Below are 15,448 nucleotides of genomic sequence, written 5' to 3' on the forward strand. Positions count from 1 at the left end.
GCACATGCCTTCCGCACTCCCCGACGGCGAGCCCGTCCCCGCCGACGGCGCGCTGCCCGCGTCCGCGCTCGCCGGGGCCACGGACCGCCCCCTCGGGTTCTACCTGCACGTCCCGTACTGCGCGACCCGCTGCGGCTACTGCGACTTCAACACCTACACCGCGACCGAGCTGCGCGGCAGCGGCGGCGTACTGGCCTCCCGCGACAACTACGCCGGGACCCTGACCGACGAGATCCGCCTGGCCCGCAAGGTGCTGGGCGACGACCCGCGCGAGGTCCGCACGGTGTTCGTCGGCGGGGGCACGCCGACGCTGCTGGCCGCCGACGACCTCGTACGGATGCTGGGGGCGATCCGGGAGGAGTTCGGGCTGGCGGCGGACGCCGAGGTGACCACGGAGGCGAACCCGGAGTCGGTCGACCCGGCCTACCTGGCGGCCCTGCGGGCCGGCGGCTTCAACCGGATCTCCTTCGGCATGCAGAGCGCCCGGCGGCACGTGCTGAAGGTCCTCGACCGCACCCACACCCCCGGCCGCCCCGAGGCCTGCGTCGCCGAGGCCCGCGCGGCCGGATTCGAGCACGTCAACCTCGACCTGATCTACGGCACGCCGGGGGAGTCCGACGACGACTGGCGGGCCTCCCTGGACGCGGCGATCGGCGCCGGCCCCGACCACGTCTCGGCGTACGCGCTGATCGTCGAGGAGGGCACGCAGCTCGCCCGCCGCATCCGGCGGGGCGAGGTCCCGACGACCGACGACGACGTGCACGCGGACCGGTACCTGATCGCCGAGGAGATGCTGTCGGCGGCGGGCTTCGACTGGTACGAGGTGTCGAACTGGGCCACCTCGGAAGCCGGCCGCTGCCTGCACAACGAGCTGTACTGGCGCGGCGCCGACTGGTGGGGCGCGGGCCCCGGCGCCCACTCGCACGTGGGCGGGGTGCGCTGGTGGAACGTCAAGCACCCGGGCGCGTACGCGGCGGCGCTGGCGCAGGGGCGGTCGCCGGGGGCGGGGCGGGAGGTCCTGACGGACGAGGACCGGCGGGTGGAGCGGATCCTGCTGGAGCTCCGGCTCGAGGAGGGCGTGCCGCTGTCCCTGCTGAGGGAGGCGGGGCTGGGGGCGTCGCGGCGGGCCCTGACGGACGGGCTGCTCCGGCGGGGCCCGTACGAGGAGGGCCGTGCGGCCCTCACCCTGCGGGGGCGGCTGCTCGCCGACGCGGTGGTGCGGGATCTGGTCGACTGACCTTTCCTCGCCCCCGCCGCCCCTTCCCGTCCCGTCCCCTGGGGGCTGCGCCCCCAGACCCCCCTTCGGCCCTTCGGGCCTCGTCCTCAAACGCCGGACGGGCTGTCTCCAGCCCGTCCGGCGTTTGAGGAGCGGGGTCCGGGGCGGAGCCCCGGGGTCAGGCCGGTGCGGTCACGAAGTCGATCAGTTCCTCCACGCGGCCCAGGAGCTGGGGCTCCAGGTCCTTGTACGAGCGCACCGAGCCGAGGATCCGCTGCCACGCCTCCCCGGTGTTCGCCACGCGCCAGCCCAGCGCCGCGCACACCCCCGTCTTCCAGTCCTGCCCCCGCGGCACCCGCGGCCACCCGGCGATCCCCACGGACGCCGGCTTCACCGCCTCCCAGATGTCGATGTACGGGTGGCCCACCACCAGCGCGTGCTCACTCGTCACCGCCTCCGCGATCCGCCACTCCTTCGATCCCGGCACCAGGTGGTCCACCAGGACGCCCAGCCGCGCGTCCGGCCCCGGCGCGAAGGACTCGACGACCGACGGCAGGTCGTCGACGCCCTCCAGGTACTCCACGACCACGCCCTCGACGCGCAGGTCGTCGCCCCACACCTTCTCGACCAGCTCCGCGTCGTGCCGCCCCTCGACGTAGATGCGCCCCGCGCGGGCCACCCGCGCCCGCGCGCCGGGAACGGCCACCGAACCGGACGCCGTACGGGTGGGCCGCGCCGGACCGGCGGCCGGCCGCACCAGCGTCACCGCACGGCCCTCCAGCAGGAAGCCCCGCGGCTCCAGCGGGAACACCCGGTGCTTGCCGAAGCGGTCCTCCAGCGTCACGGTGCCCGCCTCGCAGCGGATCACCGCGCCGCAGAAGCCGGTGCCGGGTTCCTCCACCACCAGGCCGGGCTCGGCCGCGACCTCGGGGACCGGCTGCGGTTTCTTCCACGGAGGGGTCAGATCGGCGGAGTACTGGCGCATTCCGATGACGATACGAGGATCCCGCCCGCCGCGATCAGTCCGACACGCCGAAGCGGGCCGCCAGGGCGTCGCGCTGGGCCCGTACGAACGCCGCGTCCACCACCGCGCCGTGGCCGGGGACGTACCGCGCGTCCTCGCCGCCCCAGTCCAGCAGCCGGTCCAGGGCGGCCGGCCAGTGCGACGGCACGGCGTCGGGGCCGGCCTGCGGCTCGCCCGACTCCTCGACCAGGTCGCCGCAGAAGACCACCTCCGGGTCGCCGGGGACCAGGACCGCGAGGTCGTGGGCGGTGTGCCCCGGTCCCACGTTCGCCAGCAGCACCTGCCGGCCGCCGCCCAGGTCGAGCGTCCACTCGCCGGACACCGCGTGCCGCGGCGGGACCAGCGCGTCCACGGCCTCCCGGGCCACGCGCGCGTCCAGCCCGTGGCGCACCGCGTCCGCGCGCAGCTCCTCGCGCCCGCGGCCCGTCAGCACCGTCTCCATGCCCACCGCGCCAAACACCTCCGCGTCCGCGAACGCCGCCGCCCCGAGGACGTGGTCGAAGTGGGGATGGGTGAGCGCGAGATGCGTCACACGGCGACCGGTGAGCGCCCGCGCCTCCGCCCGCAGCCGCGCGCCCTCGCCCGGGCCGGAACCCGCGTCGACGAGCAGGACGCCGTCCGCGCCCACGACCAGCCCCGCCGTGCAGTCCCACACCGGCAGCCGGCACCGCCCCACCCCGGCGGCCACGTGCTCCCATCCCGGCTCTTCCCAAGTCACGGTCATACCGGGACGCTATCGGGGACGACGCCGCCCGGCGCGGGGGGCGCGGGGACCGGCCTTGCCCGGGGTGCACCCCCCGGCCGTACACTGGGCGGGGAAGTCTGGCACTCGCGTACGAAGAGTGCCAGGCGGACAGGGAAGGTACCGCGCGGAAGGCTTCTGGAGGTGTGCGCGATGCTCAGTGAACGCAGGCTCCAGGTGCTGCGCGCCATCGTCCAGGACTACGTGGGCACCGAGGAGCCCGTCGGCTCCAAGGCCCTCACCGAGCGGCACAACCTCGGCGTCTCCCCGGCCACCGTGCGCAACGACATGGCGGCCCTGGAGGACGAGGGCTTCATCGCCCAGCCGCACACCAGCGCCGGGCGCATCCCCACCGACAAGGGCTACCGCCTGTTCGTCGACAAGCTCGCCGGCGTCAAGCCCATGAGCCCGCCCGAGCGGCGGGCCATCCAGAACTTCCTCGACGGCGCGGTCGACCTCGACGACGTGGTGGCCAGGACCGTGCGGCTGCTCGCGCAGCTGACCCGGCAGGTCGCCGTCGTGCAGTACCCGTCGCTGACCCGCTCCACCGTGCGGCACGTGGAACTGCTGTCCCTCGCCCCCGCGCGGCTGATGCTGGTGCTGATCACGGACACCGGCCGGGTCGAGCAGCGCATGGTCGACTGCCCGGCGCCGTTCGGCGAGTCCTCCCTGGCGGATCTGCGGGCCCGCCTGAACAGCCGGGTCGCCGGCCGCCGGTTCGCCGATGTGCCGAGCCTGGTGGAGGACCTCCCCGAGGCGTTCGAGGCCGAGGACCGCGGTACGGTCTCGACGGTGCTCTCCACCCTCCTGGAGACGCTCGTCGAGGAGAACGAGGAGCGGCTGATGATCGGCGGCACCGCCAATCTCACCCGCTTCGGACATGACTTCCCCCTCACCATCCGGCCCGTCCTGGAGGCGCTGGAGGAGCAGGTCGTGCTCCTCAAGCTCCTCGGCGAGGCGGGGGATTCGGGCATGACCGTGCGCATCGGGCACGAGAACGCCTACGAGGGACTCAACTCCACGTCCGTCGTGTCGGTGGGCTACGGTTCGGGCGGCGAGGCAGTCGCCAAGCTCGGCGTGGTCGGACCGACCCGCATGGACTACCCGGGAACGATGGGAGCGGTACGCGCAGTGGCACGGTACGTCGGACAGATCCTGGCGGAGTCGTAGTGGCCACGGACTACTACGCCGTACTCGGCGTGCGCCGCGACGCGTCGCAGGAGGAGATCAAGAAGGCCTTCCGGCGGCTCGCCCGCGAGCTGCATCCGGACGTCAATCCTGATCCCAAGACGCAGGAGCGGTTCAAGGAGATCAACGCCGCCTACGAGGTGCTGTCGGACCCGCAGAAGAAGCAGGTCTACGACCTCGGCGGAGACCCTCTCTCGCAGTCCGGCGGCGCCGGCGCGGGCGGCTTCGGGGCCGGTGGCTTCGGCAACTTCTCCGACATCATGGACGCGTTCTTCGGCACGGCGTCGCAGCGCGGGCCGCGCTCGCGCACCCGCCGGGGCCAGGACGCGATGATCCGCATCGACGTCGAACTCGACGAGGCCGCGTTCGGCACGACCAAGGACATCCAGGTCGACACGGCCGTCGTCTGCACGACGTGCAGCGGCGAGGGCGCCGCTCCGGGCACCACCGCGCAGACCTGTGACATGTGCCGGGGCCGCGGTGAGGTCTCGCAGGTCACGCGGTCCTTCCTGGGCCAGGTCATGACCTCCCGCCCCTGCCCGCAGTGCCAGGGCTTCGGCACCGTCGTCCCCACCCCGTGCCCGGAGTGCGCGGGCGACGGCCGGATCCGTTCCCGGCGCACCCTCACGGTCAAGATCCCGGCCGGTGTCGACAACGGCACCCGGATCCAGCTGGCCGGCGAGGGCGAGGTCGGGCCCGGCGGCGGCCCCGCCGGTGACCTGTACGTGGAGATCCACGAGCTCCCGCACGCGCAGTTCCAGCGGCGCGGCGACGACCTGCACTGCACGGTCACCCTCCCGATGACGGCGGCGGCCCTCGGCACCAAGGTGCCGCTGGAGACGCTGGACGGCATGGAGGAGGTCGACATCAGGCCCGGCACCCAGTCCGGCCAGTCGATCCCGCTGCACGGCCGGGGCGTCACGCACCTGCGCGGCGGCGGCCGGGGCGACCTCATCGTCCACGTCGAGGTCCAGACCCCGACCAAGCTCGACCCCGAGCAGGAACGCCTGCTCCGGGAACTGGCCAAGCTCCGCGGCGAGGAACGGCCCACGGGCCAGTTCCAGCCCGGTCAGCAGGGTCTGTTCTCACGGCTGAAGGACGCCTTCAACGGGCGCTGACCGGTTGGCGCCGCTCGGGCGGTGGTCTGCTGCCGGGGGTCCGGGGGTCGTCCCCCGGGCGAGCACGGTCAGCCCGGTCAGCAGGGTCTGTTCTCACGGCTGAAGGACGCCTTCAACGGGCGCTGACCGGTTGGCGCCGCTCGGGCGGTGGTCTGCTGCCGGGGGTCCGGGGGTCGTCCCCCGGACGAGCACGGTCAGCCGGGTCGGCAGGGTCTGTTCTCACGCCTGAAGGACGCCTTCAACGGGCGCTGACGTCCGTGCCCCCGCCCCGCCGAAAAGTGGCTTATGCCAAGAGGAAGGGCGGATTCGGAGTTGGTCGGAGGACGTGACAACATGCCGTCATGTCCTCCGTACTGACCGACATCTGCCCGCACCCGATCGTGCAGGCACCCATGGCGGGCGGTGTCGCCGTGCCACAGCTCGCCGCCGCCGTGTCCGAGGCGGGCGGACTCGGTTTCCTGGCCGCCGGGTACAAGACCGCGGACGGGATGTACCAGGAGATCAAGCAGCTGCGGGGACTGACCTCCCGGCCCTTCGGCGTCAACCTCTTCCTGCCGCAGCCGGAGACGGCCGACCCGGCCGCCGTCGGCGTCTACGCCCACCAGCTGGCCGGTGAGGCCTCCTGGTACGAGACCGCGCTCGGCGACCCCGACGGCGGCCGCGACGACGGCTACGACGCCAAACTCGCCGTGCTGCTGGACAACCCGGTGCCGGTGGTGTCGTTCCACTTCGGCGTGCCGGCCCGCGAGGTCCTGGAGTCCCTGCGCCGCGTCGGTACGTTCACGCTGGTCACCGCCACCACCGCGGAGGAGGCCCGGGCCGTGGAGCGGGCCGGCGCGGACGCGGTGGTCGCGCAGGGCGTGGAGGCCGGCGGCCACCAGGGCACCCACCGCGACGTCCCGGAGGCGGACGGCTCCGGTGTCGGACTGCTGTCCCTCGTCGCCCAGGTCCGGGAGTCCGTCGGCATCCCGGTCGTCGCCGCCGGCGGCATCATGCGCGGCGGCCAGATCGCCGCCGTCCTCGCGGCCGGTGCCGCCGCGGCCCAGCTCGGCACGGCCTTCGTCGCCGCCCACGAGTCCGGCGCGCACGCCCTGTACAAGCAGGCCCTCACCAACCCCCTGTACGTCCGCACCGAGCTGACCCGCGCCTTCTCCGGCCGCCCGGCCCGCGCCCTGGTCAACCGCTTCCTGCGCGAGCACGGCCCGTACGCGCCCGCCGCCTACCCGGACGTCCACCACCTCACCGCGCCCCTGCGCAAGGCCGCCGCCAAGGCCGGCGACGCGCAGGGCCTGGCGCTGTGGGCGGGGCAGGGCCACCGGATGGCCCGCGAGCTGCCCGCCGGGCAGCTGGTGGAGGTGCTGGCCGCCGAACTGGCCGCCGCCCGGACGGCGTTGTCGGCGGGAGGTGCCCGATGACCGCGCCGGTGTTCGTCGTCGACCACTTCGACGCGGGCGGCGGGGGCCGTTACGTGCTCGACGGCCCCGAGGGGCGGCACGCCGTCTCCGTGAAGCGGCTGCGGGCGGGTGAGGACGTCGTCCTCACCGACGGCGCGGGCCGCTGGGCGGACTGCGTGGTGCTCGGCACCGAGGGCAAGGACCGTCTGATCGTCCGACTGGACTCGGTGTCCGAGGAGCCGCCGGAGGAACCCCGGATCACCGTCGTCCAGGCCCTGCCCAAGGGCGACCGGGGCGAGGTGGCCGTGGAGACGATGACCGAGGTCGGCGTCGACGTGATCGTGCCGTGGTCGGCGTCCCGCTGCATCACGCAGTGGAAGGGCGAGCGCGGGGCGAAGTCCCTCGGCAAGTGGCGGGCGACGGCCCGGGAGGCCGGCAAGCAGTCCCGCCGGGTGCGCTTCCCGCGGGTCGCGGACGCGGCGACGAGCAGGCAGGTTGCGTCACTTCTCGCCGAAGCGGACTTCGCGGCCGTGCTGCACGAGAGCGGTACGGAGTTCCTGGCGACCGCCGAACTCCCCGCTTCCGGGGACATCGTGCTGGTCGTCGGACCCGAGGGCGGTGTCTCCCCCGAGGAGTTGGCGCTCTTCGAGGAGGCCGGCGCGCGTGCGGTGCGGCTGGGGCCCAGTGTGCTGCGCACGTCCACGGCGGGTACGGCCGCGGCGGCGCTGCTGCTCGGCCGTACCGGGCGCTGGTCCTGACCCGAGGGTTTTTCGCCCCCGCCGCCCCTTCCCGTCCCGACCCGGGGCTCCGCCCCAGACCCCGCTCCTTAAACGCCGGAGGGGCTGAAGATCAGCCCCTCCGGCGTCTGAGGAGCGGGGACGGGAAGGGGGGCGGCGGAAACCCAAGTGGCCGTATGCGCCCTACCGTCCCGCCTGTGACGGTGGCAGTCTGCCGTCCATGGGGGCGATGAGAAAGGTTCCGCAAGGGGCGCGCCGGTGGCGGCGGCAGGCGCTCGCCGTCGGATTCGCCGTGGCCGCCGTGGCCGGTGCCACCGCGTGCGAGGGCGGCGGACTGAGCTCCGCGGCCGTCGCGTTCACGACCGACGAGACCGTGACCAAGGAGCTCAACCGGCAGAAGGCCGAGGTGCGCTGGCTCAGCTGCACCGCGTCCTTCGGGGACGAGGACCGCTCACCGTCCGCGGCCGAGGACACCGTCGCCTCCGTCGACTGCCAGGGCGAGACCCAGGACGGCAAGGAGATCACCGTCACCGGGAGGATCACCCACGCCGTCAACGGCGCCTGCGTACGCGGGGACCTCACCGCGAAGGTCGGCGGAAAGCGGGTGCTCCGGGTCGACGGCCTGGGCGACTGCGACTCCACCAGCCCGCCGCGCGTGGGCGAACCGACGCGACGCGGCCCGGATCCCACCGTCACCGTGACCGTCACGACGACCGTGTGGTGCGAGCGGTACCCGTCGTGTCGCCCCGTCGAGGGCAAGTGATCCAAACCCCTGTCCAGGCCGCTTCCTCGTGCATAGGGTGATCGGGTGACACAGCCCGCATCGGTCGCATCCGCCGCTTATCTCCGGTTTCCGCATCTGCACGGCGAGTTGGTCGCCTTCACCGCCGAGGACGACGTGTGGCTCGCCCCGCTCGACGGCGGCCGGGCCTGGCGGGTCAGTGCCGACAACGTGCCCGTGACCCGGCCCCGGATCTCGCCCGACGGCACCACCGTCGCCTGGACCTCCACCCGCGACGGCGCCCCCGAGGTGTACATCGCGCCCGTCGACGGCGGCCCCGCCAGACGCCTGACCCACTGGGGCAGCCCCACCACCCAGACGCGCGGCTGGACGGCGGACGGCCGGGTCCTGGTGACCAGCGCCCAGGGCCAGGCCAGTTTCCGCCGCACCTGGGCCCGCGCCGTCCCCCTGGACGGCGGCCCCGCCGAGACCCTGCCCTACGGCCCCGTCGGCGACGTCGCCCAGGGACCGCACACCGTGCTGCTGTCCGCGCCGATGAGCCGTGAGGCCGCCTGGTGGAAGCGGTACCGGGGCGGTACGGCGGGCAAGCTGTGGATCGACCGGGAGGGCGACGGCGAGTTCGTACGGCTGCACGAGGACCTCGACGGGAACATCGAGTGCCCGCTGTGGGTGGGGACGGGGGTCCCCCCGCTCGAGCGGAGCCAAGAGCGGGGGAGGATCGGGTTCCTCTCCGACCACGAGGGCACCGGCGCGCTGTACTCCTCCCTCGCCGACGGCTCCGACCTGCGCCGGCACACCCCGCTCGAGGGCTTCTACGCCCGGCACGCCGCCACCGACGGCACCCGCGTCGTCTACTCCAGCGCCGGTGAACTGTGGCTGCTGGACGACCTCGACGGGGACGGGCCGCGCCGGCTCGACATCCGGCTCGGCGGGCAGCGCGTCGACCTCCAGCCGTTCCCGGTGAACGCCGCCCGCTGGTTCGGCTCCGCGTCCCCCGACCACACCGCGCGCGGCAGCGCCGTCTGCGTCCGCGGCGCCGTCCACTGGATCACCCACCGCGCCGGCCCCGCCCGCGCGCTCGCCGCGACCCCGGGCGTACGGGCCCGGCGGCCCCGCACCTTCCGCGTGGACGGCGAGGAGTGGGTGGTGTGGGTGACCGACGCCGAGGGCGACGACGCCCTGGAGTTCGCCCCCGCCACCGGACTCGCCCCGGGCGCCACCCCGCGCCGGATCGCCGCCGGGCGGCTGGGCCGCGTCGTGGGACTCGCCGTGGCCCCCGACGGCGGTCGTGCCGCGGTCGCCTCGCACGACGGCCGGGTCCTCCTCGTCGAGCGGGAGACCGGTGAGGTCCGGGAGGTCGACCGCAGCGAGGACGGCGACGTCTCCGGGCTGGTCTTCTCGCCCGACTCCTCCTGGCTCGCCTGGTCCCACCCAGGCCCGCGCCCGCTCAGCCAGCTCAAGCTCGCCAACACCACCGACCTGTCGGTCACCGAGGCGACCCCGCTGCGCTTCCAGGACTACGCGCCCGCCTTCACCCTCGACGGCAAGCACCTCGCGTTCCTGTCGACCCGCTCCTTCGACCCGGTCTACGACGAACACGTCTTCGACCTGGCCTTCGTCGAGGGCGTACGCCCGTACCTGATCACCCTCGCGGCGACCACCCCGTCGCCGTTCGGCCCGCAGCGGCACGGCCGTCCCTTCGAGACACCGGACCGCGACGAGACCCCCGACAGCGAGGGCACCCCCGCCACCCGCATCGACCTCGACGGCCTCGCCGACCGCATCGTGCCGTTCCCGGTGGAGGCCGCCCGCTACACCAACCTGCGCGCCGCCAAGGACGGCGTGCTGTGGCTGCGGCACCCGGTGCGCGGCGTGCTCGGCGCGTCCAGGGCCACCCCGGACGACCCCGACCCCAAGACCGACCTGGAGCGCTACGACCTCGACCGGCAGCGCGTCGAGCACCTGGCCGTGGACGCCGACCACTTCGAGGTCAGCGGCGACGGCAAACGGGTGCTGCTGTGGACGGACGGGCGGCTGAAGGTCGTCCCCAGCGACCGGCGCGCCTCCGGCGACGACGACAGCGACACCAACATCACCGTCGACCTGGACCGGATCCGTCAGTTCGTCGACCCGGCCGTCGAGTGGCGCCAGATGTTCGACGAGAACGGCCGCATCATGCGGGACAACTTCTGGCGCCCCGACATGAACGGCGTGGACTGGGACGCGGTCCTGGACCGGTACCGGCCCGTGCTCGACCGGCTCGCCACCCACGACGACCTGGTGGACCTGTTGTGGGAGGTGCACGGCGAGCTCGGCACCTCGCACGCCTACGTCATCCCGCGCGGCGGCCACGGCGACGGCGCGCGGCAGGGGCTGCTCGGCGCGGACGTCTCCCGGCACGAGGACGGCAGCTGGCGGGTCGACCGCATCCTGCCCACGGAGACGTCCGATCCGGACGCCCGGTCGCCGCTCGCCGCGCCGGGGGTCGCCGTCCGGCCCGGTGACGCGATCGTCGCCGTCGCCGGGCAGCCGGTCGACACGGTGACCGGACCGGCGCCGCTGCTGGTCGGGACGGCCGGGAAGCCGGTGGAGCTGACGGTGTCGCCGGCGGGGGGCGGTGAGCCGCGGCACGCGGTGGTGGTGCCGCTCGCCGACGAGGAACCGCTGCGGTACCACGCGTGGGTCGCGGACCGGCGGGCGTACGTGCTGGAGAAGTCCGGCGGGCGGCTGGGGTACATCCACGTCCCCGACATGCAGGCGCCCGGGTGGGCGCAGATCCATCGCGACCTGCGGATGGAGGTGCTGCGGGAGGGGCTGGTCGTGGACGTGCGGGAGAACCGGGGCGGGCACACGTCGCAGCTCGTGGTGGAGAAGCTGGCGCGACGGGTCGTGGGGTGGGACCTGCCGCGGGGGATGCGGGCGGAGAGCTATCCGCGGGACGCGCCGCGGGGCCCGGTCGTCGCCGTGGCCAACGAGTTCTCCGGGTCCGACGGGGACATCGTCAACGCGGCGATCCGCGCGCTCGGCATCGGACCCGTGGTGGGCACCCGTACGTGGGGAGGCGTGATCGGCATCGACAGCCGGTACCGCCTGGTCGACGGAACGCTCGTCACCCAGCCCAAGTACGCCTTCTGGCTGGAGGGTTACGGGTGGGACGTGGAGAACCACGGGGTCGATCCCGATGTGGAGGTCGTGCAGCGGCCGCAGGATCACGCGGCGGGGCGGGACGTGCAGCTGGACGAGGCGGTGCGGCTGGCGCTGGCGGCGCTGGAGTCGACGCCGGCGAAGGTGCCGCCGGTGCTGTCCTGAGCGGGGTCCGTCGTCCCGGGGGTACCTCCCGGGCCTTCAAGGCAGCGGGGGAGGCACGACTGCCCGCGGGTACGATGATCCGTACGTGATCGGCTGGCTTGAGGAGGGTTCATGGCTGGGGAGCCTCAGGACGACTGTCTCTTCTGCAAGATCGTCGACGGGAGCATTCCGGCGACGATCGTCCGGGAGACCGACACCACCATCGCGTTCCGTGACATAAACCCCCAGGCGCCCACCCACGTGCTGGTGATCCCGAAGGCGCACCACCGGGACGCCGCCGCCCTCGCCGCCGCCGCGCCCGGACTCGCCGCGGACGTGCTGCGGGAGACGCAGGCCGTCGCCGACGAGGAAAAGCTGGAGAGCTACCGCATCGTCTTCAACACCGGCAGCGGCGCCGGCCAGACCGTCTGGCACGCGCACGCCCACGTCCTGGGCGGTCGCGGTCTCGAGTGGCCCCCCGGATAAGCCGCCTTGTCCGCACGCGAACTGGTGGTCCTCGGCACCGCCAGCCAGGTCCCCACCCGGCACCGCAACCACAACGGCTACCTGCTGCGCTGGGACGGCGAGGGCATCCTGTTCGACCCCGGCGAGGGCACCCAGCGCCAGATGCTGCGCGCCGGGGTCGCCGCCCACGACCTGAACCGGATCTGCGTCACCCACTTCCACGGCGACCACTCCCTCGGTCTCGCCGGGGTGATCCAGCGCGTCAACCTCGACAAGGTGCCGCACGAGGTCACCGCCCACTACCCGCGCTCCGGGCAGCGCTTCTTCGACCGCCTGCGCTACGCCACCGCCTACCGCGAGACCGTCGCCCTCACCGAGGCCCCGGTCGACACGGACGGTCCCCTCGCCCGCACCCCCGGATACACGCTGGAGGCGCGGAAGCTGTCCCATCCGGTCGAGGCGTACGGCTACCGCCTGGTCGAGCCCGACGGCCGGCGCATGCTGCCCGAGCGGCTGGCCGCGCACGGCATCAAGGGCCCGGACGTCGGCCGCCTCCAGCGCGAGGGCACGCTCGGCGGGGTTTCGCTGGAGGAGGTCAGCGAGGTGCGGCGCGGGCAGCGGTTCGCGTTCGTCATGGACACCCGGCTCTGCGACGGGGTCCACGCGCTCGCCGAGGGCTGCGACATGCTGGTCATCGAGTCCACGTTCCTCGACGAGGACGAGGAACTCGCCGTCGACTTCGGCCATCTGACCGCCGGTCAGGCGGCCCGGGTGGCGCGGGAGGCGGGCGTACGGCACCTCGTCCTCACCCACTTCAGCCAGCGCTACACCGACCCGGAGGAGTTCGAGCGGCAGGCGCGGGCGGCCGGATACGAGGGCGAGCTGACCGTGGCACGCGATCTGCAACGGGTGGCGCTTCCGAAGCGTCGGTGAAACCGCCGTACGATATTTCGATGCCCGTACCGAAAGCCGAACTGCACCTTCATATCGAAGGCACCCTTGAGCCCGAGCTGGCCTTCGCCCTTGCCGCGCGCAACGGTGTCGAGCTGCCCTACGCCGACACCGACGCGCTCCGTGAGGCGTACCGCTTCGAGGACCTGCAGTCCTTCCTGAACCTGTACTACGAGCTCATGGCCGTCCTGCGCACCGAGCGGGACTTCGAGGACCTCGCCGACGCCTACCTCGCCCGCGCCGCCGCGCAGGGCGTGCGGCACGCGGAGATCTTCTTCGATCCGCAGGCGCACCTGGCGCGCGGTGTCGGCATGGGCACGGTGGTCGAGGGGCTGTGGCGGGCGCTGGGCCGGAGCGAGCGCACGCACGGGGTCTCCACCCGGCTGATCATGTGCTTCCTGCGGGACGAGTCCGCCGAGTCGGCCCTGGCCACCCTGGACGCCGCGAAGCCGTACCTGGACCGGATCACCGGCGTCGGGCTCGACTCGGCCGAGGTCGGGCACCCGCCGGTGAAGTTCCGCGAGGTGTACGAGGCGGCCGCCGCGCTGGGCCTGCGGCGCGTGGCGCACGCCGGTGAGGAGGGGCCGCCGGAGTACATCACCGAGGCGCTGGACGTCCTCGGCGTGGAGCGGGTCGACCACGGGCTGCGCTGCGTCGAGGACCCGGCGCTGGTGGAGCGGCTGGTGCGCGAGCGCGTGCCGCTGACGCTGTGCCCGCTGTCCAACGTGCGGCTGCGCACCGTGGACACCCTCGCCGACCACCCGCTGCCGGTGATGCTCGAGGCGGGGCTGATGTGCACGGTCAACTCCGACGACCCGGCGTACTTCGGCGGCTACGCCGGGGACAACTTCGACGCGGTGCGCGAGGCGCTGGGCCTGGACGCGGAGCGTCTGCGCGAGCTCGCCCGCAACTCCTTCCTCGCCTCGTTCCTGGAGGACGACGAGGAGCGGCGGGCGCGGTACCTGGCCGAGGTGGAGGCGTACGACTTCGGCTGACCGGGGTGTTGTGCTTGCCGGTGCTTGCCGGGTGGCGCAGCCGTCCCGCTCACGCGGGCAGTCGTGCCGCAGGGCGGCACGGGTGTGGGCGCGCCGGCACCCCGCAGACGCCGGGCTGCGCGACACCCCCGCTCAGGCCGAAGCCGCGCGCTCGCGTCGCTTCAGCCGGCACCCGGTGCCCGGGTCGCCGCCGCCGTGCCGTAGGCGCGCCGGGCCGGGGCCGGGGTGCCGTCGAGGGGGATCTCCACCACCGGCTGTTCCGGGGCGCCGACCTCGGGGACCGCGCCCGTCGGGGTGCCCGTGGCCGCGGCGACCACGGCCGCCGGGTGGCCGCCGCGGCGGCGGACCGCACCCGGCAGCAGCGGACGTCCGCCGGTGTGCAGGGCGACGGCGGTCATCGGCAGCGCGACCAGCAGCAGACCGGTGCCGAGGACCGCGCCCATCACCGGGAACCCGGCCTGCGCGGACAGCACGCTGCCGGTCAGCGGCCCCGCGGCGGTCCCCAGGGACGACGCCGAGCCGACCAGCACGGCCCAGCGCCCCCGCGGATCGAGCGAGGCCGCCAGCCCGATCAGGTACGACAGCACGACCGGGTAGATCGTGTTCCAGGCGATCTCACCGGCGGCGAAGCTGCCCAGACCGGTCGCGGAGGCGCTGAGCGCGATGCAGCCGGCGATGAGGACCGTGCCGCCGCCGATGGGCAGCGCCCGCCCCAGCCGCGACCCCAGCGCGCCCGCGCCCAGGACGCCCAGCAGCCCGGCGCCCAGCGCCAGCGCGAAGACGACGCCCACGGTCGGCTCGGAGAGGTGTGCCTGGCCGACCCCGATGCGTCCGCTCACGCCCCACAGCGCGTTCTGGGCGAGCGACCACAGCAGCATGGTGCCGGCGAGGACCGCGCCCGAACGCCGGTGCGGCAGACGGGCGGCGCCCTCGGGTCCGGTGCGGCGCGGACCGGGCGTGCCGGCCGGCAGCCGGGACGTCAGCGGCCACACGGCCAGCGCGGTGAGGGCGATGGCGGCCAGGGTCAGTCCGTGCCCCGGCAGGTGGGGCACCGTCAGGTACACCACGCCCGCGAGCGCGGAGACGCTGAGCAGTCCGAGGGTGGAGGCCCGGTGCGGGTCGGGTGCGGCGGCGATCCGGGTGGCGGCGACCGTCGTGGCCGTGCCCGAGCCGAATCCGCCGATCATCGCGCCGGCGACGACGGCCGGTACGGCGGTGGTGAGGGCGGCCCCGCCGTAGCCGACGGCGGCCAGCAGCAGGCCCAGCCGGGCCAGGGTCCGTGCCCCGACCCGCTCCACGCGCGACGCCAGCAGGAACCCGGCGGTCGCGGAACTCAGCAGCAGCGCGCTGCCGACGGCTCCCGCCTGGGTGGCGGAGAGGCCGAGGCCGCGTTCCAGCCGGCCGACGGTGGTCGGCAGCAGGTACGGGGCCAGGTACCCGGCCGTGAAAAGGGCGACGAGGGGCCAGGGGGCGGTGCGAGGGGCGAACACGGGCGTTCCCGGGGCGTGCGGAAGGGACGGTGCGAGGACCGTGGGAGAGGGAGGGGGCGACGACCGTCGACGGACAGGAACGCGCGGGCAATTTGTAT

The 15,448-nt window shown here is 74.2% G+C and carries 13 protein-coding genes; 10 read left to right on the forward strand and 3 right to left on the reverse strand.

Annotation, left to right across the window (positions count from 1 at the left end; all coding sequences use genetic code 11):
- Positions 1–4: 4 nt before the first annotated feature.
- Positions 5–1,237, forward strand: coding sequence for a radical SAM family heme chaperone HemW (hemW, locus tag ACFY3N_RS06035; RefSeq protein WP_390815413.1), 1,233 nt, complete (start codon positions 5–7; stop codon positions 1,235–1,237).
- A 157-nt stretch (positions 1,238–1,394) separates the two neighbouring features.
- Here hemW and ACFY3N_RS06040 read toward each other — a convergent pair whose 3' ends face one another.
- Both ACFY3N_RS06040 and ACFY3N_RS06045 read right to left on the reverse strand, forming a co-directional pair.
- Complete coding sequence (locus ACFY3N_RS06040; RefSeq protein WP_390815414.1) at positions 1,395–2,201, reverse strand: DUF3097 domain-containing protein; 807 nt, start codon at positions 2,199–2,201, stop codon at positions 1,395–1,397.
- A gap of 34 nt (positions 2,202–2,235) precedes the next feature.
- Entirely contained in the window at positions 2,236–2,964 is a 729-nt protein-coding gene (locus ACFY3N_RS06045; RefSeq protein ID WP_390815415.1) for an MBL fold metallo-hydrolase, read from the reverse strand.
- A 171-nt stretch (positions 2,965–3,135) separates the two neighbouring features.
- Here ACFY3N_RS06045 and hrcA point away from each other — a divergent pair, with 171 nt between their 5' ends.
- The 9 genes from hrcA to ACFY3N_RS06090 all read left to right on the forward strand — a co-directional run bounded on the left by hrcA (position 3,136) and on the right by ACFY3N_RS06090 (position 13,860).
- Positions 3,136–4,152, forward strand: coding sequence for a heat-inducible transcriptional repressor HrcA (gene hrcA, locus ACFY3N_RS06050; protein ID WP_217127857.1), 1,017 nt, complete (start codon positions 3,136–3,138; stop codon positions 4,150–4,152).
- A complete protein-coding gene (gene dnaJ, locus ACFY3N_RS06055; RefSeq protein WP_390815416.1) occupies positions 4,152–5,288 on the forward strand; it encodes a molecular chaperone DnaJ in 1,137 nt (378 codons plus the stop codon). Before hrcA ends, dnaJ begins: the two co-directional genes overlap by 1 nt.
- A gap of 341 nt (positions 5,289–5,629) precedes the next feature.
- Entirely contained in the window at positions 5,630–6,703 is a 1,074-nt protein-coding gene (locus ACFY3N_RS06060) for a nitronate monooxygenase (RefSeq protein ID WP_390815417.1), read from the forward strand.
- Entirely contained in the window at positions 6,700–7,440 is a 741-nt protein-coding gene (locus ACFY3N_RS06065) for a 16S rRNA (uracil(1498)-N(3))-methyltransferase (RefSeq protein WP_390815418.1), read from the forward strand. The genes ACFY3N_RS06060 and ACFY3N_RS06065 overlap by 4 nt, the downstream gene beginning before the upstream one ends.
- A 199-nt stretch (positions 7,441–7,639) precedes the next feature.
- Positions 7,640–8,182 (forward strand): hypothetical protein, encoded by a 543-nt coding sequence (locus ACFY3N_RS06070; RefSeq protein ID WP_390815419.1) that lies wholly within the window; start codon positions 7,640–7,642, stop codon positions 8,180–8,182.
- Between the two features lie 45 nt (positions 8,183–8,227).
- Positions 8,228–11,470, forward strand: coding sequence for a S41 family peptidase (locus ACFY3N_RS06075; protein WP_390815420.1), 3,243 nt, complete (start codon positions 8,228–8,230; stop codon positions 11,468–11,470).
- Between the two features lie 111 nt (positions 11,471–11,581).
- A complete protein-coding gene (locus ACFY3N_RS06080; RefSeq protein WP_390815421.1) occupies positions 11,582–11,935 on the forward strand; it encodes a histidine triad nucleotide-binding protein in 354 nt (117 codons plus the stop codon).
- Between the two features lie 6 nt (positions 11,936–11,941).
- A complete protein-coding gene (locus tag ACFY3N_RS06085) occupies positions 11,942–12,847 on the forward strand; it encodes a ribonuclease Z (protein WP_390815422.1) in 906 nt (301 codons plus the stop codon).
- A 20-nt stretch (positions 12,848–12,867) separates the two neighbouring features.
- On the forward strand, positions 12,868–13,860 hold the full coding sequence (locus ACFY3N_RS06090) for an adenosine deaminase (protein WP_390815423.1): 993 nt from the start codon (positions 12,868–12,870) through the stop codon (positions 13,858–13,860).
- A gap of 161 nt (positions 13,861–14,021) precedes the next feature.
- Here ACFY3N_RS06090 and ACFY3N_RS06095 read toward each other — a convergent pair whose 3' ends face one another.
- Positions 14,022–15,350, reverse strand: coding sequence for an MFS transporter (locus ACFY3N_RS06095; protein WP_390815424.1), 1,329 nt, complete (start codon positions 15,348–15,350; stop codon positions 14,022–14,024).
- Positions 15,351–15,448: the final 98 nt, after the last annotated feature.

Origin of the sequence: Streptomyces sp. NPDC000348, assembly GCF_042898795.1 — a bacterium.
Lineage (GTDB): Bacteria > Actinomycetota > Actinomycetes > Streptomycetales > Streptomycetaceae > Streptomyces.

What these genes read in the sequence shown, in the direction of transcription:
- hemW (WP_390815413.1), top strand. Translation starts at nt 5, where the DNA reads ATGCCTTCCGCACTCCCCGACGGCGAGCCCGTCCCCGCCGACGGCGCG.
- ACFY3N_RS06040 (WP_390815414.1), bottom strand. Translation starts at nt 2,201, where the DNA reads ATGCGCCAGTACTCCGCCGATCTGACCCCTCCGTGGAAGAAACCGCAG.
- ACFY3N_RS06045 (WP_390815415.1), bottom strand. Translation starts at nt 2,964, where the DNA reads ATGACCGTGACTTGGGAAGAGCCGGGATGGGAGCACGTGGCCGCCGGG.
- hrcA (WP_217127857.1), top strand. Translation starts at nt 3,136, where the DNA reads ATGCTCAGTGAACGCAGGCTCCAGGTGCTGCGCGCCATCGTCCAGGAC.
- ACFY3N_RS06060 (WP_390815417.1), top strand. Translation starts at nt 5,630, where the DNA reads ATGTCCTCCGTACTGACCGACATCTGCCCGCACCCGATCGTGCAGGCA.
- ACFY3N_RS06065 (WP_390815418.1), top strand. Translation starts at nt 6,700, where the DNA reads ATGACCGCGCCGGTGTTCGTCGTCGACCACTTCGACGCGGGCGGCGGG.
- ACFY3N_RS06070 (WP_390815419.1), top strand. Translation starts at nt 7,640, where the DNA reads ATGGGGGCGATGAGAAAGGTTCCGCAAGGGGCGCGCCGGTGGCGGCGG.
- ACFY3N_RS06080 (WP_390815421.1), top strand. Translation starts at nt 11,582, where the DNA reads ATGGCTGGGGAGCCTCAGGACGACTGTCTCTTCTGCAAGATCGTCGAC.
- ACFY3N_RS06090 (WP_390815423.1), top strand. Translation starts at nt 12,868, where the DNA reads ATGCCCGTACCGAAAGCCGAACTGCACCTTCATATCGAAGGCACCCTT.